General features: G+C 68.6%; 20 protein-coding genes and 1 pseudogene. 6 read left to right on the top strand and 15 right to left on the bottom strand.

What is annotated here, in order from left to right:
* The 6 genes from KBZ07_RS03840 to KBZ07_RS03815 all read right to left on the bottom strand — a co-directional run.
* On the bottom strand, positions 1–193 hold a 193-nt coding region (locus KBZ07_RS03840; RefSeq protein WP_254930370.1), incomplete at its 3' end, for a GlgB N-terminal domain-containing protein.
* A 42-nt stretch (positions 194–235) separates the two neighbouring features.
* Positions 236–1,021, bottom strand: a complete 786-nt coding sequence (locus KBZ07_RS03835; protein WP_254930369.1) for a DUF3887 domain-containing protein — start codon at positions 1,019–1,021, stop codon at positions 236–238.
* Between the two features lie 21 nt (positions 1,022–1,042).
* Positions 1,043–2,698, bottom strand: a complete 1,656-nt coding sequence (locus KBZ07_RS03830) for a CocE/NonD family hydrolase (protein WP_315860135.1) — start codon at positions 2,696–2,698, stop codon at positions 1,043–1,045.
* Positions 2,699–2,995, bottom strand: a complete 297-nt coding sequence (locus KBZ07_RS03825) for a hypothetical protein (RefSeq protein WP_254930368.1) — start codon at positions 2,993–2,995, stop codon at positions 2,699–2,701.
* Positions 2,996–3,056: 61 nt separating this feature from the next.
* Positions 3,057–3,440 carry a DUF4332 domain-containing protein gene (locus KBZ07_RS03820; RefSeq protein WP_254930367.1) on the bottom strand — a complete coding sequence of 128 codons (384 nt, stop codon included), beginning with the start codon at positions 3,438–3,440 and terminating at the stop codon, positions 3,057–3,059.
* Positions 3,441–3,442: 2 nt separating this feature from the next.
* Positions 3,443–3,910, bottom strand: coding sequence for a Ycf51 family protein (locus tag KBZ07_RS03815; protein ID WP_254930366.1), 468 nt, complete (start codon positions 3,908–3,910; stop codon positions 3,443–3,445).
* A gap of 65 nt (positions 3,911–3,975) precedes the next feature.
* Between KBZ07_RS03815 and KBZ07_RS03810 the strand changes: the two genes are divergently transcribed.
* The 4 genes from KBZ07_RS03810 to KBZ07_RS03795 are packed head-to-tail and all read left to right on the top strand — an operon-like array spanning position 3,976 to position 10,820.
* Positions 3,976–8,232: a translocation/assembly module TamB gene (locus KBZ07_RS03810; RefSeq protein WP_254930365.1), complete on the top strand. Its 4,257-nt coding sequence runs from the start codon at positions 3,976–3,978 to the stop codon at positions 8,230–8,232.
* Positions 8,232–9,128: an ROK family protein gene (locus KBZ07_RS03805; RefSeq protein WP_254930364.1), complete on the top strand. Its 897-nt coding sequence runs from the start codon at positions 8,232–8,234 to the stop codon at positions 9,126–9,128. The genes KBZ07_RS03810 and KBZ07_RS03805 overlap by 1 nt, the downstream gene beginning before the upstream one ends.
* A 7-nt stretch (positions 9,129–9,135) precedes the next feature.
* Positions 9,136–10,437, top strand: a complete 1,302-nt coding sequence (locus KBZ07_RS03800; RefSeq protein WP_254930363.1) for a glutamate-5-semialdehyde dehydrogenase — start codon at positions 9,136–9,138, stop codon at positions 10,435–10,437.
* The gene (locus tag KBZ07_RS03795; RefSeq protein WP_254930362.1) at positions 10,434–10,820 is read left to right on the top strand and encodes a dihydroneopterin aldolase; all 387 of its coding nucleotides are present in this window, start codon (positions 10,434–10,436) and stop codon (positions 10,818–10,820) included. Before KBZ07_RS03800 ends, KBZ07_RS03795 begins: the two co-directional genes overlap by 4 nt.
* 3 nt (positions 10,821–10,823) lie before the next feature.
* Here the strand turns inward: KBZ07_RS03795 and KBZ07_RS03790 are convergent, their stop codons facing one another.
* From KBZ07_RS03790 to thrS, 7 genes are all read right to left on the bottom strand, one after another.
* Complete coding sequence (locus KBZ07_RS03790; protein WP_254930361.1) at positions 10,824–11,372, bottom strand: DOMON-like domain-containing protein; 549 nt, start codon at positions 11,370–11,372, stop codon at positions 10,824–10,826.
* Positions 11,369–12,457 (bottom strand): phosphotransferase enzyme family protein, encoded by a 1,089-nt coding sequence (locus tag KBZ07_RS03785; protein WP_254930360.1) that lies wholly within the window; start codon positions 12,455–12,457, stop codon positions 11,369–11,371. Before KBZ07_RS03785 ends, KBZ07_RS03790 begins: the two co-directional genes overlap by 4 nt.
* Positions 12,457–14,550, bottom strand: a complete 2,094-nt coding sequence (locus tag KBZ07_RS03780; protein WP_254930372.1) for a M3 family metallopeptidase — start codon at positions 14,548–14,550, stop codon at positions 12,457–12,459. Before KBZ07_RS03780 ends, KBZ07_RS03785 begins: the two co-directional genes overlap by 1 nt.
* A gap of 43 nt (positions 14,551–14,593) precedes the next feature.
* Positions 14,594–16,186, bottom strand: coding sequence for an NAD(P)H-quinone oxidoreductase subunit 4 (locus KBZ07_RS03775; protein ID WP_254930359.1), 1,593 nt, complete (start codon positions 16,184–16,186; stop codon positions 14,594–14,596).
* A 107-nt stretch (positions 16,187–16,293) separates the two neighbouring features.
* The gene (thrB, locus tag KBZ07_RS03770) at positions 16,294–17,298 is read right to left on the bottom strand and encodes a homoserine kinase (protein ID WP_254930358.1); all 1,005 of its coding nucleotides are present in this window, start codon (positions 17,296–17,298) and stop codon (positions 16,294–16,296) included.
* 27 nt (positions 17,299–17,325) lie between these two features.
* A complete protein-coding gene (locus KBZ07_RS03765) occupies positions 17,326–18,318 on the bottom strand; it encodes a glucokinase (protein ID WP_254930357.1) in 993 nt (330 codons plus the stop codon).
* Entirely contained in the window at positions 18,315–20,024 is a 1,710-nt protein-coding gene (gene thrS / locus KBZ07_RS03760) for a threonine--tRNA ligase (RefSeq protein ID WP_254930371.1), read from the bottom strand. The genes KBZ07_RS03765 and thrS overlap by 4 nt, the downstream gene beginning before the upstream one ends.
* Before the next feature lie 149 nt (positions 20,025–20,173).
* On the opposite strand from thrS, the gene KBZ07_RS03755 reads away from it, so the two are divergent.
* Both KBZ07_RS03755 and KBZ07_RS03750 read left to right on the top strand, forming a co-directional pair.
* Positions 20,174–20,557 (top strand): DUF2605 domain-containing protein, encoded by a 384-nt coding sequence (locus KBZ07_RS03755; RefSeq protein ID WP_254930356.1) that lies wholly within the window; start codon positions 20,174–20,176, stop codon positions 20,555–20,557.
* 4 nt (positions 20,558–20,561) lie between these two features.
* Positions 20,562–21,008 carry a TM2 domain-containing protein gene (locus tag KBZ07_RS03750; protein ID WP_197150605.1) on the top strand — a complete coding sequence of 149 codons (447 nt, stop codon included), beginning with the start codon at positions 20,562–20,564 and terminating at the stop codon, positions 21,006–21,008.
* Between the two features lie 27 nt (positions 21,009–21,035).
* Here KBZ07_RS03750 and trpS read toward each other — a convergent pair whose 3' ends face one another.
* Together trpS and KBZ07_RS03740 are read right to left on the bottom strand one after the other, a co-directional pair.
* Positions 21,036–22,064 (bottom strand): tryptophan--tRNA ligase, encoded by a 1,029-nt coding sequence (gene trpS, locus KBZ07_RS03745; protein ID WP_254930355.1) that lies wholly within the window; start codon positions 22,062–22,064, stop codon positions 21,036–21,038.
* Positions 22,065–22,069: 5 nt separating this feature from the next.
* Positions 22,070–22,432 (bottom strand): annotated as a pseudogene (locus KBZ07_RS03740) (hypothetical protein); the annotation flags it as partial.

Here is a 22,432-nt window from a genome sequence, read left to right as displayed (position 1 = left end):
TGGGGGTCTGCATCGCCAGGGCCTGGTCGTCGAGCAGCAGCTCCACCATCTCGGCCTCAGGCATCCAGATCCGCACCACCCAGGCTTCGCTCTCGAGGAGCTGGGGACCCAGCACGGCGAATGGATAGTCGTGGCGGCATTCCGCCAGCCGCTCGGCGTCCTGCACCATCCAATCAAGGCTGAGCACGGACATGAACCAGCAGCGAGCGATCAGCGAGCTTAGGCCGCAGCGGGTTCAGGGAACGGGCTTGGGGCTGACCGGGTCACTGGGGAAATCGACGCCAATGATCTGATTGTTGTTGTCGAGAATCACAAACAGGGAGTCGCTCAGTCGGTTGAATTCGGTGTTGACCAGAACCAGGTGCTGGTCAGAGGTGCTGCCCGCTTCCACAACCTTGTTGATGCGCACAAAATCTCCGGTTTGGCGCTGCAGCTGCTGCCAGCGAACCTGCAGACTGGCTACGTCGATCTCCCTCTGCAATTCCAGGCTCAGAAAGCTGCGGGCGGAGATGAAGTGGCCAGTGCTGAGGGCCGTGACAAATTTCTTGGCCACCAGGCTGGGGGCCTGATCGGTCAGATCGATGTGATATCCGCTGATCTGACCGGCGCCATTGAGCACCAGGAACACCTCCTGCTTGCCGGCGCTCGTGTTGAGACTGACCTCCACGGTGGTGGTGCGCAGGCCGCGCTGGACGCTGAGCAGCTTCCAGCTCAGCAGTTGGGGCTGGGTTCGCATGGTGGCTGCCACCATCGATGGGCTGCTGGCCGCCTTCAGTTCTGGGGAGAACTGGCTGTAGCGCAGGTTGGCATCCCGGCTCTGCACTGCCTTCAGGATCCGGTTGGCAGCCGCCCGCGCCTCCTCCACACTGAGGCCCGGCAGTTTGCTTTCGGCGGCCTGCTCCTGGGCCGCCAGCCCGGTTGCCGGAATGCCGGGCCCAGCTCCCATGCAGATGGCGCTGGCCAGGGCCAGGAGAGCGAGGCCGGCTGAGCGGCGAGGGGAGCGCAGGTGGCGCATCAGCATCGGGAAGATATTGAGAGATGCTCAGTTTGCCCCAGGGTCTCCATCTGGCCCAAGGTCTCTATTTAGCTCAAAGTCTTCTTCAGCACCAAGATCTAGATCCAGCAGCGGCATCAGTTCCAGGCTCGACCCCTGGAGATCGAGCCTGAGGCTGATCACCCGGTGGCCAGGGCCGCTGGGCCCAGGGGGATCGTCGCCATTGCCAGGGTTGACGGCGATCTGGGGCCAGGCCGCCCCCGCCAGGGAGAGCCGCAGCCGCTGGCCCGCGGCCAGGCTTGCCAGCAGGGGCTGCAGTTGCACCAGCAGCACCGAGCTCCGGCCGGGCTGCCGGTGGCAGCGGGCCATGCCGGTGCTGAGCTGGAGGACGCTGTCGTTATTGCTGTCCAGCACCGAAAGGGCTGCGCAGAGGTCGAAGCTCGGCTGATCGGCCTCGACGGCAATGCTCAGCCGCGGCCGGCCCTCAAGCCGCAGCGGCCGGGGCAGGGGCGCGCTGGTGAAGCAGGCCACATCCCCACGTTGGTCGATGTCGCCCCGCTGGCAGGGTCCCGGGTCGAGCCCCAGGTGTCCTCCCCTGCCCGGAACTGGTCGCCAGGGATCGTGCACCAGGGTCACCTCCCCCCAGCTGGCCTGGGGGGAAAGCAGCTGGCCCTCCTGGGAATCGATGGCGGCCAGTCCGCCGCTCGCCAAGCCCCAGACCGGCTGGATCGATGGTGCTGCCGGCGCCTGCCAGCTGTGGCTGCTGGCGTCTTCCAGCAGGACTGGGGCGCCCAGCTCAGGGGGCAGGGGCTGGCGCTGCAGATGGTGCTGGAAGAAGGCCAGCTGCAGCCGATCGATGCCCCCCTGCCAATTGGTATGGCTCCAGGCGCCGATCCGCAGGGTGGGCAGGCCGCCGGCGAGGCGGGATTGGGCCCAGAGGTCCAGGATGCCGCCCAGGTGGGGGTCCCACCAGCCTCCGAGCAGCAGCATCGGTTGGCGCAGCAGGGTTCGGGGCGGTCGATGGCAAGGCCAGTTGCCGTTTGCAGGCTCCAGCAGCCAGCGCCTGGCCATGCCCTCGGGATCATGGCGCTCCAGCAGTTCCAGCCCCTCTTCCAGAAAGCTGCCCATTTCCAGGCTGCGCCTGATCTCCCGCCAACCGCTGCCATCGCCCCGCCTCTGGCAGCGCTGGGCCGCCAGTTGCAGCCCCCAGCCCAGGCCCAGGGCCCACCAGTGGGCGCCCCCTGTCATGGCCCAGTCGCAGCACTCGTTCAGGCCGGTCATGGCAGGCGCCAGGCAATCGGGGATTGCCGTGGGGTCGTCGCTGAGCAGCTGGGTCAGGCCCTGGTAGGAAAAGCCGTAGCAGCCCACCTGGCCGTTGCTGCCCTCAAGCTGGCGGGCCCAGCGGATGCTGTCCGCCCCATCGGCGGCTTCCTGGGCAAATCCCCCGAACTCGCCGCCGGAGTCCCCCTTGCCCCGCACGTCCTGCACCACCACTTGGAAGCCGTGGGAGGCATACCAGCTGGGGTGGGCGTAGGTGATGGTGGAGGCGATTGCCCGCCCGTAGGGCTGGCGCATCAGCAGCACGGGCCATGGGCCTGGTGCCTCCGGGCTCCAGATGCGACTGGACAGGCTGGTGCCATCGCGGCAGGTCATCCCTTGGTCTTGCCAGCGCACCCCGTAGCGGCCAGGGGGCGGGGCCTTCACTCAGCGCACATCGGGGCAGTGCAGCCCGATCACATAGGTGGTGAGCACCTCGGCGTCCATGGGGCTGAGGTTTTCCTGTCGGGCAATCTGGGCGACGGCCTGCTGGGAGGTGGCTGAGAGCCCCTGGGCGTTGAGGTTGCGCAGCTGGGCGCAGAGGGCCTTGGCGCGGGCGGGGTTCTGCTTGACGGACTCCAGCAGTTGGGACTGGGCCTGGGCCCCAGGGGCAAACGGGCTGGCCGCCAAGACCAGCGCCGCCGCCACCCAGGCGAGCTGCCCGGCTTGGGGGCGGGATTCCACGGTCAACAGTCGGCTACTCCTATTTCAGTTTGCTGGGATGGGCAATTGCGAGGGGGCTGGATCAGTTTGTGGGGCGGCGTTGGGCCCGCTTGATCCAGCTGCGCAGGGTGGGGAGGTCAAGGGTTGGGGCTGCCCTGCCGGTGAGGCTGCGCTGCAACCTGCCCATCTGCACCAGTAGCTGCTGGGGATCGGCCGTCGCCAGGCCCTTGGGGCTGGCAATGCCGGCATAGAGCAGCAGGGCCGCTTCGGCGGGTTGCAGATCCACCTCCACCACCAGCCGGGCCTGGCCGCGCAGCTTGATCAGCCTGGCCTCACTGGCCCCGCCCCTGGCGCCGATGCGGCGCAGGTCTGCATCTTCGAGCCTGGCCAGCTCGGCCCAACCCTCTATGCCAGCTTCCCGTAACTGCACTTGCTCGCGCTCAAAGTGGGCCGGCAGCTGCCACATGGTCAGGGCTGGAGTTCCACCCTGCCAGTGGCCAGGCTGCGGCTGGCTTCCGCCAGCACGACTGGCTTGCTCAGCCCCGGCGCCACCGCTTCCACCCGTCGCAGCCGCACGTGCACCAGGCCATCGGCGCTGTTGCGGCCACTGGTTCGCAGATTCTCGGCCAGCTGCTGCACGCTGGGTCCTGCGGCGGCCTCGGGGAGATCGGCTGGGGCGGCCGCCACAAGCAGATCGCCGCCATTGTCATAGACAACCGGCACGGTCACAGCTCCCTCCAGGCTTACCCGCTGGGTGTAGCTCACCGAGAAGGCCAGGCAGGAGATCGCCAGCAGGGCCGTGAAGCTGGTGATGCCCACCAGGCGGAAGCGAACCCCCCAGCGGCCCAGGTAGCCGACCACGGTGGTGATGGCCAGCAGGCCGCTGGCGGCGCCCAGCCATTGGCCCGCTGTCAGCAGGATCGGTTCAGCGGCCATTGGGGCTGGTTCTTCGCGTCATGGCTTCTATATTGCGCTAGACGCAGCAAGGGCGGCCCAGGGCGATGGCGGTGTTGCCCCAGCAGGATCCCGGCCCCCCCCAGTCGCCTCACCCCTTACCAAAGCTGGGCCGGATCGGGGCGGCCCTGGCCATCAGCGGCGCCGGCCTGGCCCTGCTGGCCTGGGGGGGCGACCAGGCCCTGCGCCGGCTCTACCAGCACTGGCAGCCCCGGCTGGAGCAATCCCTGGGCAGGGTGCTGGGCCATCCCCTCGCGCTGGGCCCCTACCAGGGGCTGGCTTGGGCCGGGCTGCGGCTTGGACCCAGCCGGATTGGGGCAGGCCCCACCGATGCCTCCAGCGTGGCGGTGCGATCCGTGGCCGTGAGCCTCGACCCCCTGGCCAGCCTGCGCCTGCGCCTGCCCGTGCTGCACGTGACCCTGGCGGGGGTGCGGGCCGACCTGCGCCGCAATCGCCAGGGCCAGTACTGGGTGCCTGGGCGTCTGGCATTGGGCTTTTCGCCACCCCGCCTGGATCTGCGCCTGCGCCTGGCCGATCCTGCCTTGGTGACGCTGGTGCAGGGGGGGCAGAGCTTTCGCCTTGCCGCCCGGCTTGGCCTGCGGCCCCATCGCCGCAGCCTGGAGCTCGATGGACGGCTGCGCCCCGCCCGCGGCGGCGGCCAGATGGCCCTGCGGCTGGAGGGCAATTGGCAGGAGCGGCGCTGGCAGGCCAACCTGCGCAGCCAGGCCTTTCCGCTGGCGGCTCTGCAGGGGCCCTTGCCTGTCCCAGGCCAGCTCGCCGGTCGCCTCGATGGTCGGGTTGGTCTGAGCTGGCGCGGTGCCCAGCGCTCCTGTCAGGGCCAGCTGCAGCTCGGCCAGATCCAGTGGCGCCCCGGCCCGGGGGGCACTCGGCTGGAGCTGGCTGCGGTGCCGCTGCGCTGCCAAGGGCAACGGTTGGATCTGGCTCGCAGCAACTGGCGCTGGGCCGGGCCGGGCGCCCTCAGGCTCCAGGGCACGGTCGAGGCAACTGGCCTGGTGGAGGCAGGTGGTCTGGCCCTGACCCAGCTGGAACTGCGCCGCGGTGCATCCTGGGTGCGATTGGGCGGCCGCCTCAATCAACGACTTGACCTGCGCGGCCGCTGGCGCCTCAGCCCCCGCGATCTACCTCTCCAGGCCGCCCGTCCCGCCTGGCTGCTCGACCAGCTGCTGGGCGGCAGCTTGGAGGCCAGGGGCCCCTGGCGCCAGCCCGAGCTCCAGGCCCGTTTCGGCCAGTCTGAAAACCCGCTTTTGGGGCCCTGGAGCGCCAGCCTCGACTGGCGCCAGGGCCGCCTCGCCCTGCAGCAGTTCAGCAATGCCTACCTCCGGGCCCGAGGCGTTTTGCCCCTGGCCCTGCGCCAGGGGAAGGGGCTGGTGCCAGGCCCGCTTGATCTGCAGCTGGACCTCCAGCGCTACCCGCTTTCCCGCCTGGGCCTGCTGGTGGGCAGTCCGCTGCAGGGGGTGTTGGGGGCCTCAGGCCGGGTTCGCGGACCCCTGAGCGCCCTCACCCCCGCCCTGGATCTCCGGATCGACCAGCCCGGAGCAGGGCCGATCAGTTTGCGGGAAACCTGGCAGGGCCAATGGTTCGGCGATCGGGCTGGCGGCGGCAGGCTGGCCATGGAGGCCCTTGCCCCCGCCCCAAGCGGCGAGTTGGTGGCCCGCTTCGATTCCCGTTGGGTGCCCCGCCAGGTGCGCCTCGAGCGAGATGGCGGCTGGCTGGAGCTCGTCGGCCGGCCCCGGGGCTATCGCTGGCAGGCCAGCGGCCTGTCCCTGGAGGGCCTGCAGTTGGCCCTCGGTCCCAGGGGCCGCCGCCAACCCTTGCAGGGGCAGCTCAGCGGCCAGGGCCAGCTTGAGCTGCAGCCCCTGGCTTTCAGTGGCGATGTGAGCCTGGATCGACCGGTTTTTCTTGGCGTCTGGGGGAAGACGGCCCAGGCCACCTTCCGCTACAGGAACCGCCGCTATCAGGCCCAGGCAGCCCTGGCGCCCCTGGCGGGAGGACAGCTGGAGCTCGATTGGTCGGGACTCTGGAACGGGCCGTTCAGGTCCCGACTCGAGGGCCGCCAGTTGTCGACAATTTTCTTACAGCAGTTGGGCCGTGCCTGGCCCCAGTGGCGGGGGGAGGGGCCGCCAAGGGTCGGCCGCGCCAGTGACATCGGCACCCTGCTGATCGATACCTTCGGCGGCACCCTGGACGACCACCTGCAGGCCCTGAACCTGGCCCGCCAACGACTGGCGGTCGATCGGGCCGAGCGGGAGCGGCTGCGCACCCCCCTGGAAAAGCTGCAGCGCTTGGCCGGCAGTGTCGATGTGGATCTGGGCCTGGAGGGCCCCACCCTGCTGGCGGCCCGCGCCGACCTCGATGCCCGCGCCCATCTCTGGTCAGCCGGCACGGATAGGGACCAGGCCCTCACCCAGCAGCCCCTGCAGGCCCGTTTCCAGGGCCCCCTGCGCCAGGGCACAGGCAGCTTCAGCCTGGCCAACCTGCCCTTGGAGCTGTTGGCCTTGCTGACGCCTGTGCCCGCTGGCCTCGGTGGTTTGGCCTCCGCCCGGGGGAGCTACAGCCTCGGCGGCTCCAGGCCCGAGCTCAGCCTCAACCTGGCCCTGGAGGACGCCAGGCTGCAGCAAACTCCCCTCGATTTGGAGCGGGGCCTGATCGAGCTCCAGCAGGGACGGCTGCTGGTTGACCTCTCACTGCGGGCGGCCGGGGCTGCCAGCAGTGTGGATCTGGCCGGCACCGTGCCCCTCGATCCCCGCCAGGAGGGCGTCGAGCTGAGGCTGGCCAGTCGGGATGATGGCCTTCGCTTCCTCACCGGGCTGGCCCAGCCTGCCCTGGAGTGGAAAGAGGGCAGTGGCGACCTGCAGCTGCTGGTGCGCGGCAGTGTGGCCGAGCCCATTGCCAACGGTTTCCTGCGCCTGCGTGGCGGCCAGCTGCAGTTCATCGGCCAGCGCTTGCAGGAGGTTGAGGCAATCGTGCTGTTCGACTTCGAGCGGCTAGAGCTGCAGCAGTTCAGCGCCAAGGTGGGGGAGAAGGGCTCGGTGCGGGGCAGCGGTTCGCTGGGCCTGCTGCGGCCCGGCAAGATGGCCGATGGCCAGGAAGCCAGCCTGGCCGTGGAGCTGGCCGCGGTTCCCTTCGCCATGCCGCGGATCCGGGCCGTGGCCGCAGGCCAGCTCCGCATCGGCGGCAGCCTCAACGCCATGGATATCGGCGGGGAGCTCTCGATTGCCCGGGGCAACATCAACGTGCAGCCCGGCCGCCTGGCCAGTGAGAAGGCGCCAGGGGTGAGCGTGGCCAGCGTGCCGGAGTTGATCGAATCCAGCTGGACCTTCCAGCAACCGCTGGTGCTGCTCGGGCCTGAGGTGGAGAGTGATGCCAGTGGGCTTCTGCGTGCCAGTGTCCCCAACGTCAGGTTTGTGGGCTTTGACAACCTGCGACTCAGCCTGGGCCCAGACCTCACCGTGGGGGTGCCCAACCTGGCCAGTTTCACTAGCAGCGGCCTGTTACGGATTAACGGACGGCTCGACCCCAGCCTGCGACTCCAGGGCGTGGTGCGCCTGCTGCGGGGGCGCCTCAACCTGTTCACCTCCACCTTTGGTCTGGACCCGGATTCCCCCAACGTGGCCGTGTTCACCCCCTCCATGGGCCTGATTCCTTACCTCGACATCTCCCTGCGCACCAGGGTTTCCGACAGCCTGCCGGTGGCCAGTGGCATTGGGCCGGCCGACAACCTGTCACTGCAGTCCTACCAGGCCGAGGGCGCCACCAACAGCCTCGACCAACTCAATCTGGTGCGGGTCTACCTCAGTGTCAGCGGCCCGGCGGATCGTCTCGCCGACAACCTGGTGCTGCGCAGTTCGCCCCCCCTTTCCCAAGAACGGCTCCTGGCCCTGATCGGTGGCAACACCCTGGCTGGGCTGGCCGGTGGAGGCGGCACCGCCGTGCTGGCCACCGCCCTGGGCCAGACCCTGCTTTCGCCCTTGCTGGGCAGCTTCAGCGATGTGCTGGGCCAGCGGCTGAGCTTCGCCCTCTATCCCACCTACGTGAACCAGGCGGTCAACAGCGGCGCCGAGCAGCGCTCCGGGCGGGTGCCGCCCCAGCTGGTACTGGGGGCCGAGATCGGCCTGGATATAGACGAGCGCTTTAATGCCTCGGTGCTGGCTGCCCCGAACCGCTCCGACGTGCCACCCCAACTCAACCTCAACTACAGGGCCTCCGAGCTGCTCAACCTGCAGGGATCGGTGGACAGCCTGGGGGCCTGGCAGACCCAGCTGCAGATCTTCTTCCGCTTCTGATGAACCAGCTGATCGGCGTGGACCTGGGCGGCAGCGCCCTCAAGCTGGGGCGCTTCAGCCTGGCCGGAGAGCTCCTCGCCGGCCTTGAGGTGCCCACGCCCCAGCCGTCTTTGCCAGGAGCCGTGACCACGGCGATTGTGGAGGCGGTGCAGCAACTTGACCCCGAGCACCTGGCCGATCGGGTGGGGGTAGGCCATCCCGGCCCAAGCGATGGGGCGGGCCGGGTGGCGCGGATCGCCATCAACCTGCCGGGCTGGCAGGAGGTGCCGCTGGCCGACTGGCTCGAACCCCTGCTGGATCGGCGTGTCACCCTGGCCAACGATGCTAACTGCGCCCTGATTGGCGAGCACTGGCTGGGGGCGGCGCGCGACAGGCGCGATGTGGTACTTCTCACCCTTGGCACCGGGGTGGGAGGGGCGGTGCTGCTCGACGGCCGGCTGTTCACGGGCCGCCACGGTGCGGCTGCCGAGCCCGGGCTGATCGGCATCGATCCCGAGGGCCCGCCCTGCAACAGCGGCAACAGCGGCTCGATTGAGTCTTATTGCAGCCGCCGCGGCCTGGCCCGCCTCTCTGGGCTGGATCCGGCCGAACTCTGCCGGCGGGCCGATGGCGGCGACGCCGAGGCCCTGGAGGTGTGGCGGGCCTATGGCCGCCTGCTCGGCATCGGCGTCAGCTCCCTGCTCTATGTGTTCACCCCGGAGCTGGTGTTGATCGGCGGCGGGATCAGCGCTGCCAGCGCCCACTTCCTGCCGGCGCTGTGGGGCGAGGTGGAGCAGCGGGTGCAGCCAGTCAGCCGGGAGGGGTTGGCGATCTGGCCCTGCAGCCTGGGCAACGGAGCTGGGCGGCTCGGGGCGGCGCGCCTGGCCCTCGAGCGGCTGGCCTCCAGCTTGGGATGATGGGCAGATGATTGCCGATCCCTCTCCAGATTTGCTCGCCCGGGCGGCCCAGGTGCGTCGCAGGGCCATGGTTCTGGGCCAGCTGGGCGATGGCCAGAGGCGCCAGGCGGTGCGGGCCATGGCCGCTGGCCTGGAGCAGAACCGTGCGGCGATCCTGGCCGCCAACCAGGCCGACCTGGAGGCCGCGGCGGCCGAGGGGCTGGCTCCGGCTTTGGTGGCCCGGCTGAAGCTCGATGGCGCCAAGCTCGATGGCGCCATCGCCGGCGTGCGCCAAGTGGCCGAGCTGGCCGACCCGCTGGGCCGGCGCCAGTTGCATACCGAGCTCGATCAGGGCCTGGTGCTGGAACGGGTGACGGTGCCCCTCGGGGTGCTGGGCGTGATCTTTGAGGCCCGGCCCGATGCGGTGATGCAGATCGCCTCCCTGGCGATCCGCTCCGGCAACGGGGCCCTGCTCAAGGGGGGCCGGGAGGCCAGGGGCAGCTGCGCCGCCATCCTCACGGCCCTGCGCCAGGGCTTGGCTGACAGCGCGGTGGCTCCCGAGGCCCTGGAGCTGCTCACCAGCCGGGAAGAGAGCCTGGGGCTGCTGAAGCTTGACGGCCTGGTTGATCTGATCATTCCTCGGGGCTCCAACGAACTGGTGCGCTTCATTCAGGACCACACCCGCATCCCGGTGCTGGGCCACGCCGACGGCATCTGCCACCTGTTTGTGGATCGGGCCGCAGACCTCCAGCAGGCCCTGCGGGTGGCCCTGGATTCCAAAACCCAGTACCCGGCCGCCTGCAATGCGATCGAAACCCTGCTGGTGGATGGGGAGATCGCCCCTGGGTTCCTGCCGCTGGCCATCGATGCCTTTGCCGAGGCCGGTGTCGAATTGCGCGGCGATGCCGCCTCCCAGGCCCTGGGGGTGGGCCAGGGGGCCAGCGAAGCCGACTGGAGCACGGAATATTCCGATCTGATCTTGAGTGTGAAGGTGGTGCCCGACCTCGAGGCGGCCCTGGAGCACATCGCCCGCTACGGCTCCCGCCACACCGATGCCATCTGCACCACCGATGCGGCGGCGGCGGACCGCTTCCTGGCGGCGGTCAACAGTGCCGGGGTGTACCTCAACTGTTCCACCCGCTTCGCCGATGGCTACCGCTACGGCTTCGGCGCCGAGGTTGGCATCTCCACCCAGACCCTCCCCCCCCGGGGGCCGGTGGGGCTGGAGGGACTGGTCACCTACCGCTACCGGCTGCGGGGGGAGGGCCATATCGCCGCCGATTACGCCAGCGGAGTTCGGCAGTTCAGCCATAGGAGCCTGCCGCTGTGACCCATCCCGACTGGATCCATGTGCAGGGCCTGCGCCTCTGGGCCCATGTGGGGGTGCTGGAGCTGGAGAGGGCCCAGGGCCAGTGGTTTGAGCTGGAGTTTTGGCTGGCGGGCGATCTGGCCGAAGCGGCCCGCAGCGATCGGCTGGCCGCCAGCTTTGACTACGCCCTCGCCATCACGGCCCTGCAGCGTCAGGCCCGCCAGGTGGGCTGCCTCACGATTGAGCACTACAGCGAGTTGGTGCTCGATTGCCTCGAAACGCTCTATGGCTTGATTCCACTGCGGCTGGACCTGGCCAAATGCCAGGCCCCGGTGCCCGGCTTCGGCGGTCGGGTGGCGGTACGGCGCCAGCGGCGCTGGCATGAAGCCGGGCTGCCTTGCTGAGCCTCAGGCCCGGCCCAGGTGGAGGCGGAAGCCACCGCGGTGATGGAAATCAGCTTCGGCGGCGGGATGGTGCAGGGCCCAGTAGCTGAGGCTGCCATCGCTGTGCTGGATCACGGCGGTGATGGCGGCTTCCAGGTCAGCTGATGCTGGCAGCGCCAGGGCCGGTGGCAGGCTGCACCGCAGGCTCAGGCTGAGTTGTTGGCGGTGGAGCTGCACGCTGAAGGGAAGCTGGGCGTAGGCAGGCTCCGGGGCCAGCCCCTGGCGGTAACTCTCCAGGCGGTAGACGTTCCAGTGGCCAGCCGGGGAAAGGTTGAATTCCCAGTAGGGCCCAGCTCCCCGGTGGGCCAGGAACACTTCTAGACAGGTGGTCTGCCAAAGCAGATCGCGGCGTTCGCCAGCCCCTGCCGGCGGGGCGATCCGGATGGCGCTGAGATCGCCTTCCAGCTTGAAGAGAACCTCCATCACCCCGGCGTGGAGGGCCAGAGTCCCGCAGATGGTCAGGTTGGTGGAACTGAGCCCGAAGGGAACCAGGCTGAAGCTCTGGCAGTTCACCGCAAGCCCTCGACGATCGTGCGGATTGCCTGCTCCTGGGCTTCGATGCTCTCGGTGAGCTTGAACTGCACCAGGGCCCGCTCCAGGTTGTGGCCGGGGCGCTGGCTGCGGAAATAGACGTCTCCGGCCAGATGGTCGCTGAAGAAGCGCAGGCCCAGCTCGAAGCTGATCAGCCTGGCGGCAGCAAAGATATGGTCGATGTCGACCTCGCTTAGGCAGGCTCGCGCCGCGCCCAGGTAGCCCTCTAGTACGGCCTGGCAGAGATCGAGGTCGAAGTGGATGGAATCGCCAGGGGGAGCCTCTTCCCCCGCCGGATTGCAGGCCGAGCGCAGGCAGTCACCGATGTCGTAATGCACCAGCCCTGGCTTGACCGTGTCCAGGTCCACCAGGCTCACCGCCACCCCGGTCTGGGCGCAGAGCATCACGTTGTTCACCTTGGGGTCGCCATGGATGGGCCGCAGCAGGAGCCTGCCCTCGGCCTTGGCCGTCTCCAGCACCGTCGCCAGCCCCCGTCGCGCCGCAATGAAAGCCGTGCACCACCCGGTCCGCTCGCAGCGCTGGAGCTGGCTGGACGGCAGGATCTGGTCGTAGGCCGCCAGATAGGTGGGGGTGATGTGGAAGCCAGGCAGGGTGTCGGCCAGCTGATCGGCGGGCAGGTCGCTGATCAGGTTGTGGAACAGGCCCAGGCCCCTACCCACCTGCATGGCCTGGGCGGGGCTGGCGATGGCATCCAGCGTCACTGCGTCCTTGACGAAGCTGGTCAGCCGCCAAAAATCGCCGCCTGCCTTCAGCCAGGGCTGGCCGCTGTGGCGGTGATGGATCACCCGGGGCACCTCCCAGCGCTGGCCGGCCAGGGGCCGTTGCTGGGCGTGGGCGCTGAGCACTTGCAGGTTGGCCATCACCAGCTCCGGCTCGGCAAACACAGCTGTATTGAGCCGTTGCAGCACGAAGCTTTCGCCGCTGGCGGTGTCCACCCGGTAGGTGTCGTTGACGTTGCCGTTGCCCAGCGGCGCAATCGCGCTGACAGGCCCGGGCAGGGCAAAGGCTTCGGCGATGGCCACCAGTTCCGGGACGGCAGCAGCCATCAACCGGACGCCAGCCCGGAGTGGCGGATAAGGGCCCCACTGCTGGGTCCGCGGCCCCGGAAGGCCTCGAACACCTCGGCTGGAGAGCGGCTGCCGCCCAGGCTGAGCACGGTGTCGCGGAAGCGGCGGCCGGTGGCCACGATCTCCTCCTCCTGGTCGAGCCCCACCTCCTCGAAGGCGCTGAAGGCGTCGGCACTGAGCACCTCGGCCCACTTGTAGGAGTAGTAGCCGGCCGCATAGCCGCCGGCGAAGATGTGGCTGAAGGCGCAGAGAAAGGCGTCCTCGGGGATCGGCTCGAGCACCGTGGTGGTGCGGGCGAGGTCGCGGCGCAGCTGCTCCGGGCTCTGGCCGCAGTTCGGGGTCCACTGGCTGTGCAGGCGCAGGTCGGTGAGGGCGAAGTGCACCTGGCGCAGGGTGGCGCTGCCGCCCATGAAGGTGCGGGCCGCCAGCAGTTTCTGGTATTCGCTTTCGGGTAGGGGCTCGCCGCTCTGCCAGTGGCGGGCCATGCCCATCAGGGTGGCCCGGTCGTAGCACCAGTTCTCCATGAACTGGCTGGGCAGCTCCACCGCATCCCACTCCACGTTGTTGATGCCAGCGGCCTGGGGGCGATCGACCGTGGTGAGCATGTGCTGCAGGCCGTGGCCGAATTCGTGGAAGAGGGTTTCCACTTCCTCGAAGGTCATCAGGCTGGGGGTCTCCCCCACCGGCGGGCTCTGGTTGCAGATCAGGTAGGCCACCGGCAGCACCGGCTCCCCCGCTGGGGTGCGGGAGCGGCCGAGGCACTCATCCATCCAGGCCCCACCCCGCTTGCTGCCCGGGCGGCTGTAGGGATCGAGGTAGAAGCCGGCCAGGGGCTCACCGCTGCCGGCATCAACCACCCGGAAGTAGCGCACATCGCTGTGCCAGAGAGGTGCTTCCCCCGCTTCGGTGGCCACGATGCGGATGTCGAACAGCCGCTGGCAGAGGCCAAACAGGCCGCCCAGCACCTGCTCAAGTGAAAACCAAGGCCGCAGGGCCTCGCTGTCTAGGTCGAAGCTCTCTTGCCGCAGCACCTCGGCCCAGTAACTGACGTCCCAGGGCATGATCCCGCTGGCCTCGGCGGCCCCGTGCCGGGCGGCGCAGGCTGCCAGCGCTTCGAGTTCCCCTTGGGCAACGGGGTAGGCGGCGGCCCGCAGCTGCTCCAGCAGGGCTTCGACCTCGGCTACCGATCCAGCCATTTTTGAGGCCAGGCTCACCTCGGCCCAGTTGGGGTAGCCCAGCCGCCGGGCCTGGGCCAGTTTGAGCTCCAGGATCTGCTCGATCAGGGGGCGGTTGTCGAGCTCGCCGCTGGAGGCGCGGCTCACTTGCGCCCGGTAAAGCTGCTCGCGCAGATCGCGGCGGCGGCTGTATTTGAGGAAGGGCACTACCCGCGGCATGTCCAACCCAAGCCGCCAACCCTCCTCGCCCCCATCCTGGGCGGCCTGGGCCAGCAGCTCCCGCAGGCTGGTGGGCAGGCCGTCGAGCTCCTCCTCTTGGGTGAGGGTGAGGCTCCAGCCGTTGGTGGCATCGAGCACGTGGTTGCCGAAGGCGGTGGCCAGCTCGGCCAGTCGCTCGCTGGCGCCATTGAAGTCGTCCTGTTCGGCCCCCTCCAGGCCCACGCCGCGCAGGCGCATGTCCCGCAGTTCGGCCTCCAGGATGCGGCGCTGGCTGGGATCGAGGCTGGCCGAGCTTCGCTGCAGGGCTTCCAGGGCCCGGTAGATGGGCCGAGACTGGCCGGCCCGGTTGCCGAACTGCACCACCGCCCCCTGCTGCCCTTGGTGGGCGGCGCGCAGCTCGGGCGTGTTGCAGACGCCGTTGAGGTGGCTGACCACCCCCCAGCTCCAGCGCAGCCTTTCGCCCAGCTGGTGGAGCGGATCCATCAGCTCTTCCCAGCCCAGGGGGGCGGCCTCGCCCATGGCCAGACGGCGCTCCAGGTTTGCTTCCAGGGCCGTGAGCTGGACGTGCAGCTCCTCGAGCAGCAGGGGGATTGCCTGCTCCACCTGCTCCGCTGTGATCGCCCCAAACTGGGGCAGGCCCCGGCCGCTCAGAAGGGGCGGGGCAGCTGTTTGGACCATGGCGGCTGTTTGGAGCATGGCGGCTGGGGTGACTGCTCCCATTTCAGCCGATCTGGGCGGTGCTCTGCAGGGCGATGGTCTGCAGGGTGGTCGCCAGCAGGGCGGTGGCCTGGAGACGCTCCGCCAGGCCGTTGGTGGTTGCTTCGTAGACGTCGATCGCCAGGCGCGGCCAGAAGCCGATGGCCAGGGTCGGCACCAGCAGGGTGAGGCCGATCAGCAGTTCCCTGGGGCGCATGTCGCCGATGGCTGCCAGGGCCGGAATCCGGGGCCCGAAGAACACCCGCCTGCAGAGGCTGAGCAGATACACCGGGGTCAGCACCAGGCCGATGGCGGCAAGCACGATCGTGATCACCCGGAAGCCAATGGTGAAGCCGTCGTTGGCGGTAATGCCAAGAAACACGGTGATTTCACTGACAAACCCGCTCATGCCCGGCAGGGCCAAGGAGGCCAGGGAGCTGGCCAAAAAGAAGGCGAATGTGATTGGCAGGGCCTTGGCCAGGCCGCCCATGTTCGGGATCGAGAGGGTCTCGGTGCGCTCGTAGAACACCCCGGTGACAAAGAACATGGCCGCGGCGATAAGGCCGTGGCTGATCATCTGCAACATGGCGCCACTGATGCCGAGGGCATCGATCGCCCCGATGCCGAGCAGCACAAAGCCCATGTGGCTCACCGAGCTGCAGGCGATTCGCCGTTTGACGTTGTCCTGGGCAAAGGCATTTAGGGCCCCGTAGACGATGTTGACGATCCCCAGCACCACCAAAGCTGGGGCCAGCTGCAGGTGGATCTCAGGCAACATCTGCACGTTGAAGCGCAGCAGGGCATAGCCGCCCATCTTCAGCAGCACCCCGGCCAACAGCATCGACACCGGCGCATTGGCCTCACCGTGGGCATCGGCCAGCCAGGTGTGCAGGGGGAACATGGGCAGCTTGACGCCAAAGCCCACCAGGAAACCTAGATAGCAGAGCAGGCCAAAACTGCCGCCAGGGGAGCGGGTTGAGAGCTCCGTGAGGTTGAAGCTGAAGCTGTCGCCGGAGAAGGCCAGGGCCAGGCCGCTGAGCAGGATCAGCAGGGAGGCGGTGGCGGTGTAGAGGATGAATTTGGTGGCGGCGTACTGGCGCTGCTTGCCTCCCCAGATGGCGATCAGCAGGTAGACCGGCACAAGTTCCAGCTCCCAGGCCAGGAAGAAGAGGAGGAAGTCTTGGGAGAGGAAAACCAGCCCCTGGGCCGAGGCCTGCACCAGCATCAGGGCGAAGTAGAGGCGGGTTTTGCTCTTGATGTTCCAGCTGGCGGCCACCGAAAGCAGGGTTACCAGCCCGGAAAGCAGCACCAGCGGCGCCGAGAGCCCATCGGCGGCCAGGGACCACTCCAGGCCGAGGGCCGGCACCCAGCTCACCCGTTCCACCAGCTGAAGATCGCTGACCGAACCGTCGAAGTGCTGGCTGAAGCAAACCAGCATCAGTGCCAGGTCGACCCCCAGGGTGGCTAGGGCCAGGCTGCGGGGCCATTTCGGATCACTGCCATCGCCTGGCAGCAGTGGCATCAACAGGGCCACCGCTGCGGGGAGCAGCACTATCAGGCTGAGCCAGGGAAAGCTGGCTTCGCTGGAGGCGGCGAGCAGGGCAAGGTTGGCGTCCATCACGGCCCGGTTGCAGGTCTGGGGGTACGTTCGGCAGGGCCGGGATCAGGCACCGCAAGTCTCGGGTGCAATGTATCAGCTGCCCAGGGGGCGCTAGGTAGATCTACCTAGGGCTGCCGAGGGGTAGGCCAAGGCCCAGGGCCATGCTCGTCCGGGCTGGCGGGGCTCCGGTCGGGCAGGCTCTCCCAGCTGCTGCCCCGGTGCTGGATGGCCAGGGCGTGGGCGTGGGATTCAACCCCGGCCTGGTGCCAGGCCCGCACCATGGCCTGGCCAACGGCCTCGGCCACCGGCCTGGGGCAGAGGGCCAGCAGGCTGGGGCCCGCCCCGCTGATCACGCAGCCCCAGGCCCCCGCCGCGATGGCGGCTTCCCGTACGGCCCGGCCGCCGAGGATCAGGCCCCAGCGGTAGGGCTCGTGCAGTCGGTCGTGCATGCCATCGGTGATCAGGTCGCCGTTGCCCGTGCGCAGGCCCTGCAGCAGCAGGGTCAGGGCCCCCAGGTTGATCACCGCATCGCCCACGGGTATGGACTTGGGCATGGCCCGCCGGGCCTCACTGGTGGTGAGCCGGATGGCGGGGATGGCCACAACCGCCTGCACCTCGCTCGACCACTCGCAGCGCACCACTCGCCAGCGGTGGGAGGCGGCCTTGGCGGTCATGCAGAGCCCCCCAACCAGGGAGGGCACCACGTTGTCGGGGTGGCCTTCGATATCGATGGCCAGCTCCAGTAACTTCTCGCGGCTGAGGGGCTCCCCCACCAGCGCATTGGCGCCGATCAGGCCCGCCACGATCGCGGTGGCGCTGCTGCCAAGCCCCCTGGCCGGCGGCACGGCCAGCCGCACCCTGGCCTCAAGGGCCACCGGCTCCTCACCGGCTTCCTTCCACACCCGTTGGGCCGAGCGGTACACCAGGTTGTCGGGTCCGCCGCGCAGGTGGGCCCCCTCGCTGCCCTCAATGATCAGATCAAAGCGCTCGCTGCCGCCCTCGATGCAGCGCATCTGGAAGACATTGTCGAGTTCCAGGGCCGCGCCCAGGCAGTCAAACCCTGGCCCCACGTTGGCGGTGGTGGCGGGTACATGAACCAGAACCCCGTGGCCTACCCGGGGACGCGCCATGCGAACACTACGATTCGGCCCAGTGTCTCAGGCCACCAGCATGCGTGCCCGGCAGGCCGCGCTGAACTGGCCGATCTCCGGATCGATCACGGCCGTGATCGGCATCTGGGCCAGTACGGGAGCCAGCCGGCCCTTGGCCAGGAAGGCTGCTAAAAAGCCTGCAGAGCGGAGCTGATCGAGCAGTTTGGCGGCCGTTCCGCCAGCCAGCCAGATGCCACCGTGGCTGAGGCCAGCCAGGGCCAGATCGCCGCAGACGCTGCCGTAGCAGCTGATCCAGAGCCCAAGGGCTTCCGCCGCCAGGCGATCGCCCTGGCTGGCGGCTGCGGCGACCGCCGCGGGCAGGTCGCTGGGTTGGGGCAGGTGGCAGAGGGGGTGATCCCCGCTGGGATGGTGGCAGTGCAGCAGCCAGCGCGCCAGATCCCCCAGCCCCGTGCCGCTCACCACCCGCTCGATCGACACCCGCTCCAGCCCCAGCTCGCGGCCAAGCCATTGCTTGAGCTCCCATTCGGCCTGGCTGCGGGGGGCGAATTCCCCGTGGGCGGCCTCGCTGGCCATGGCCACCAGGCCGGCCGGGCTGGGCACCCCATAGGCCACCCCGAGGCCCGTGCCAGCCCCGAGCACCAGCAGGGGGGCCTGGACCTGGGCAGTGCCGGCCCGGATCGGGGCCTGCTGGTGCGGGGCCAGATGGGCCAGGCCATGGATCAGCACGGCGAAGTCATTCACCAGCTCCACCCGGGGGATGGCAGTTTCGACCTGCAGCCTGACCTCGTCGAGTTGCCAGCTGAGGTTCGTGAGCTGGGCCCGGCCCCCCGCCACCGGCCCCGCCACGGCCAGACAGGCGGCCGCCGGGGGCGCGGCTTCCCCGCCCAAAAAGGTGCGCACCATCGGCTCCAGTCCGCTCCAGTCGGCCGAGATGTAGCGCTCGCTGCGCTGGAGCTCCAGTTCCCCGGCCGGGCCCAGCCGGTAGAGGGCCAGCAGGGTCTTGGTGCCGCCGATATCGCCGGCCAGGATGGCGCTCATGGCTGCAGGCCGGCGCAGCGGGCCGCATTGGCCAAGCTGGCAGCTTCGATCAGTTTGGCTACCGCCATGGTGCCCAGATCCCCCTCGCGGCGGCTGCGCAGGCTGAGGCTTCCCCCTTCGGCTTCCGTGGTGCCGATCACCGCCAGCACCGGGATCTTCATCTGCTCGCCGTTGCGAATCAATTTGGCCAGGCGCTCGCCGGATTGGTCCAGCGTGGCCCGCACGCCGGCCCGCTTCAGCTGGCCCAGCACCTCCTCGGCATAGCCCCGTACCTCATCGGTCACCGGCAGCAGGCGGATCTGCTCGGGCGCGAGCCAGAAGGGGAAATCGCCGGCGTAGTTCTCGGTCATGATCCCGAAGAACCGCTCCAGCGAGCCGAAGATGGCCCGGTGAATCATGATCGGCTGCCGGCGCGATCCATCGGCCGCCACATACTCCAACTGGAAGCGCTCGGGCAGGTTGAAGTCGAGCTGGATCGTGGAGCACTGCCACATCCGACCGATGGCATCTTCGATTTTGAGGTCGATCTTGGGGCCGTAGAAGGCGCCGCCGCCCTCGTCGACCTTGTAGGCCCAGCCCTTGCGCTCCAGCGCCCCGATCAGGCCGTTGGTGGCGAGTTCCCACACGGCGTCCTCGCCGATCGATTTGGCCGGCCGGGTGGAGAGGTTTATCTCGTAGCTGCGGAAATCGAAGGTGGAAAGAATCTGCTCGGTGAGATCGAGAATGGCCACGATCTCAGCTGTGATCTGCTCCGGCAGGCAGAACACGTGGGCGTCGTCCTGGGTGAAGCCGCGCACCCGCATCAGGCCATGCATCACGCCGGGGCGCTCGTAGCGATACACCGTCCCCAACTCGGCCCAGCGGATCGGCAGCTCCCGGTAGCTGCGCAGGGCGGAGGCATAGGTGAGCACGTGGAACGGGCAGTTCATCGGCTTGAGCTGGTATTGGCGCTCATCCACCTGCATCGGGCCAAACATGCTCTCGGCGTAGAAGTCGAGGTGGCCGGAGGTCTTCCAGAGGCTGATATCGGCCACGTGGGGGGTGTAGAGCAGCTCGTAGCCGGCATCGAAGTGGGCCTGGCGCCAGAAGTCTTCGATCAGCAGGCGCATGCGGGCGCCGCGGGGGTGCCAGAAGACCAGCCCGGCGCCGGCCTCATCCTCGATTGAAAACAGATTCAGATCGGTGCCCAGGCGCCGATGGTCGCGCCGTTTCGCCTCGGCTTTGCGGCGCTGGTGTTCGGCCAGCTGCTCGGAGGTTTCCCAGGCGGTGCCGTAGATGCGCTGCAGCTGGGCCTTGGTTTCATCGCCGCGCCAGTAGGCACCGGCCACGCTTTCGAGCTCGAAGGCCTTGGCGTTGAGCTCGCCAGTGTGGGCCACGTGGGGGCCGGCGCAGAGGTCCCACCACTGGTCCCCCAGGGTGTAGAGGCTGATTGGCTCTTTGATCCCCGCCAGGATCTCCAGCTTGTAGGGCTCGTTGATGGCCTGGATCCGCCGTTCGGCCTCAGCGCGACTCACCTCTAGGCGCTCGAGCGGCAGTTTCCTATTGATGATCTTGACCATCTCCTTCTTGATCGCCTTGAGATCGGCCTCGCTGAAGGGATCGGGGCTGTCGAAGTCGTAGTAGAAACCGCTCTCGGTCCAGGGGCCAATGGTCACCTGGGCCTGGGGGAAAAGCTTCTGCACCGCCATGGCCATCACGTGGCTCATCGAGTGGCGGATGCGCAGCAGCTGGTCGCTCTCGCTGGTTTTGGGCAGGGTGATCGCTGCTGGTTCGGGGCTGCTGGTGGTCACGGGCACGAATCGCGCAGCTCAACAGGGCGATTTGGAATCCTACGCAGCGCTCCTAAGCTGGCCAGATGGGATCTGATCCACCATTCCCCTTTCCCCCCTCGGCCTCAGATGGGGAGCTGCTCGATCAGTTGCTGGCTTCCCTGATGGGCGACTTCAGCAGCTGGTTTGAGCGGGGCCTGGTGCTGCTTGACCATTGCCCCGAGGCGGTGATGCCGGCGGAGCAACAGAGCTCCTTACGTGCCCGGATCGAGCTGGCCCGCAAAGAGCTCGGCGCCGCCACCAGCCTGCGCCAGGCGGCGCCGATCCCGATGGCCCTGGAGATGGAAACCCTCGCTCCCTGGCACCAGCTGGTGGTCAGCGTGTGGGATCTTTCCGCCTCATTGCGTCTCAGTGGCGTATCGCTGCCGGATCCGCCCGATGACGAGGGGCCTGCACTCCCCGGGGCCTAGCCATATGGGCAGTAGTCGACGGCTCCCGCCCCCGGAGCGCCGCAATCTGGCCCTGGCCTATGGCCTCTGGGCCCTCGGCCTGGTGGGGGTCTGCGGGGTGCATCGCCTCTACAACCGCAAGCCCCTCAGTGGCACCCTCTGGCTGCTGACCTTCGGCCTCTGCTTTGTGGGACAGCTGGTGGATCTGCTGTTGATGCCAGAGCTGGTCGACCAGGCCAATGCCAGCTGGTTGCCGCTCAAGCCCAGCCTCTCTGTGGAAAGGCAGTTGGTGCAACTGGCCCGCCGCAGTGGCGCGGCGGGTTTCAGCCTCAACGACGCCCTGTTGGAGCTGGAGCTCCCCGCCGGGGTCGAGAGCCCTGAGGTGCGCCAGGAAATTGAGCGGTTGCTCCACGCCCAGCTGCTCGATGTCGGCAATGACGAGCGGGGCAGGGTTGTGTACCGGGAGCCGTGAGCGGCCGGCTGGCTCCGGCGTGTGCGCTCAGCTGGGGGGCAGGAATCCCAGGGCCCGGCGCACCCGCTCGAGGGTTGCCTCGGCCACCGCAGTGGCCCGGGCCTGGCCATCGCGCAGCACGGTTTCGATCGCTCCAGGCTGCTGGCGCCAGTGCAGGTAGCGCTCCTGCACTGGCCGTAGGGCTTCAACGGCCGCGTCGGCCAGCAGGGGCTTGAAGCTGCCCCAGCCCATGGAGCCGCATTCCACGGCCGCCTGCTCCCGGCTCCTGCCGGCCAGCAGGGCGTAGAGGCCAAGCAGGTTGTCGGCTTCCGGCCGCTCCGGGTTGCCGAATTCCAGCCCCATGGTGGGGTCGGTTTTGGCGCGCTTGATCTTCTTGCTGATCAATTCGGGCGGATCCAGCAGGTTGATCCGGGAGCCCTCATTGGGATCACTTTTGCTCATCTTGGCCGTGCCGTCGGTGAGACTCATCACCCGGGCACCCTGCTGGAGGATCAGGGGTTTGGGCACCTGGAGCAGGGGGATCGGCTCCCCAGATCCATCCCTTGGCGCGAAGCGGGCGTTGATGCGTTGCTGGGCGATGTCGCGGGCGAGTTCGAGGTGTTGTTTCTGGTCTTCACCCACCGGCACCAGGTCGGCGTCGTAGAGAAGGATGTCAGCGGCCATCAGCACCGGGTAATCGAGCAGACCCACCGACACCTGGTCGCCCTGCTTGATCGCCTTTTCCTTGAACTGGATCATGCGCTCGAGCCAGTTGAGCGGCGTGACGCAGTTCAGCAGCCAGGCCAGTTCGCTGTGGGCGCTGACATGGCTCTGGACAAAAACCGTGGCGCGCTGGGGGTCGATGCCACAGGCCAGGTAGAGGGCGGCGGTGCGCAGGGTGTCCTCGGCGAGCCTGGCCGGCTCATGGGGCACGGTGATGGCATGGAGATCCACCACGCAGAAGTAGGTGTCGTGGCTCTCCTGCAGGGCGACCCAGTTGCGGATCGCCCCCAGCCAGTTGCCGAGGTGCAAGGCCCCGGTGGGCTGAACCCCGGAGAGAACCCTTGGCCGTGGCATCGGCCTCAGCCCTCGCTGGTTTCGGAGTCGGGCTCCTGGGGCTCTGGGCTGCCTGGAATCTCCTCGGCCGGCAGGGCCCCATCTGTTTGCTCAGGGCTGGGAGCCTCTGGTTCAGGGCTGGGGGCCTCTGGCTCAGGACTGGGGGGCGCGGGCTTGCTGGGCCGGGCGAAGGGGTCGATGCGGGGGGCGCGCTCCTGGCGGTTGAGCCGGCCATCGCCGGCCCCGGAGCGCCTCTCCCCCTGGGGCCTCTCCCCTGGAGCCCGATCCCCTGGGGGCCGATCCCCCTGGGCCCGCTGCTGGGCGACCAGCCCTTCGAGCTTGCCCTCCTCGAGCAGTTGGGCAACGGTGCGAATCGCAAAGCCCAGGGC

This window comes from Cyanobium sp. BA20m-14 (genome assembly GCF_024346295.1).
This window is presented reverse-complemented; position numbering and strand designations above follow the sequence as displayed.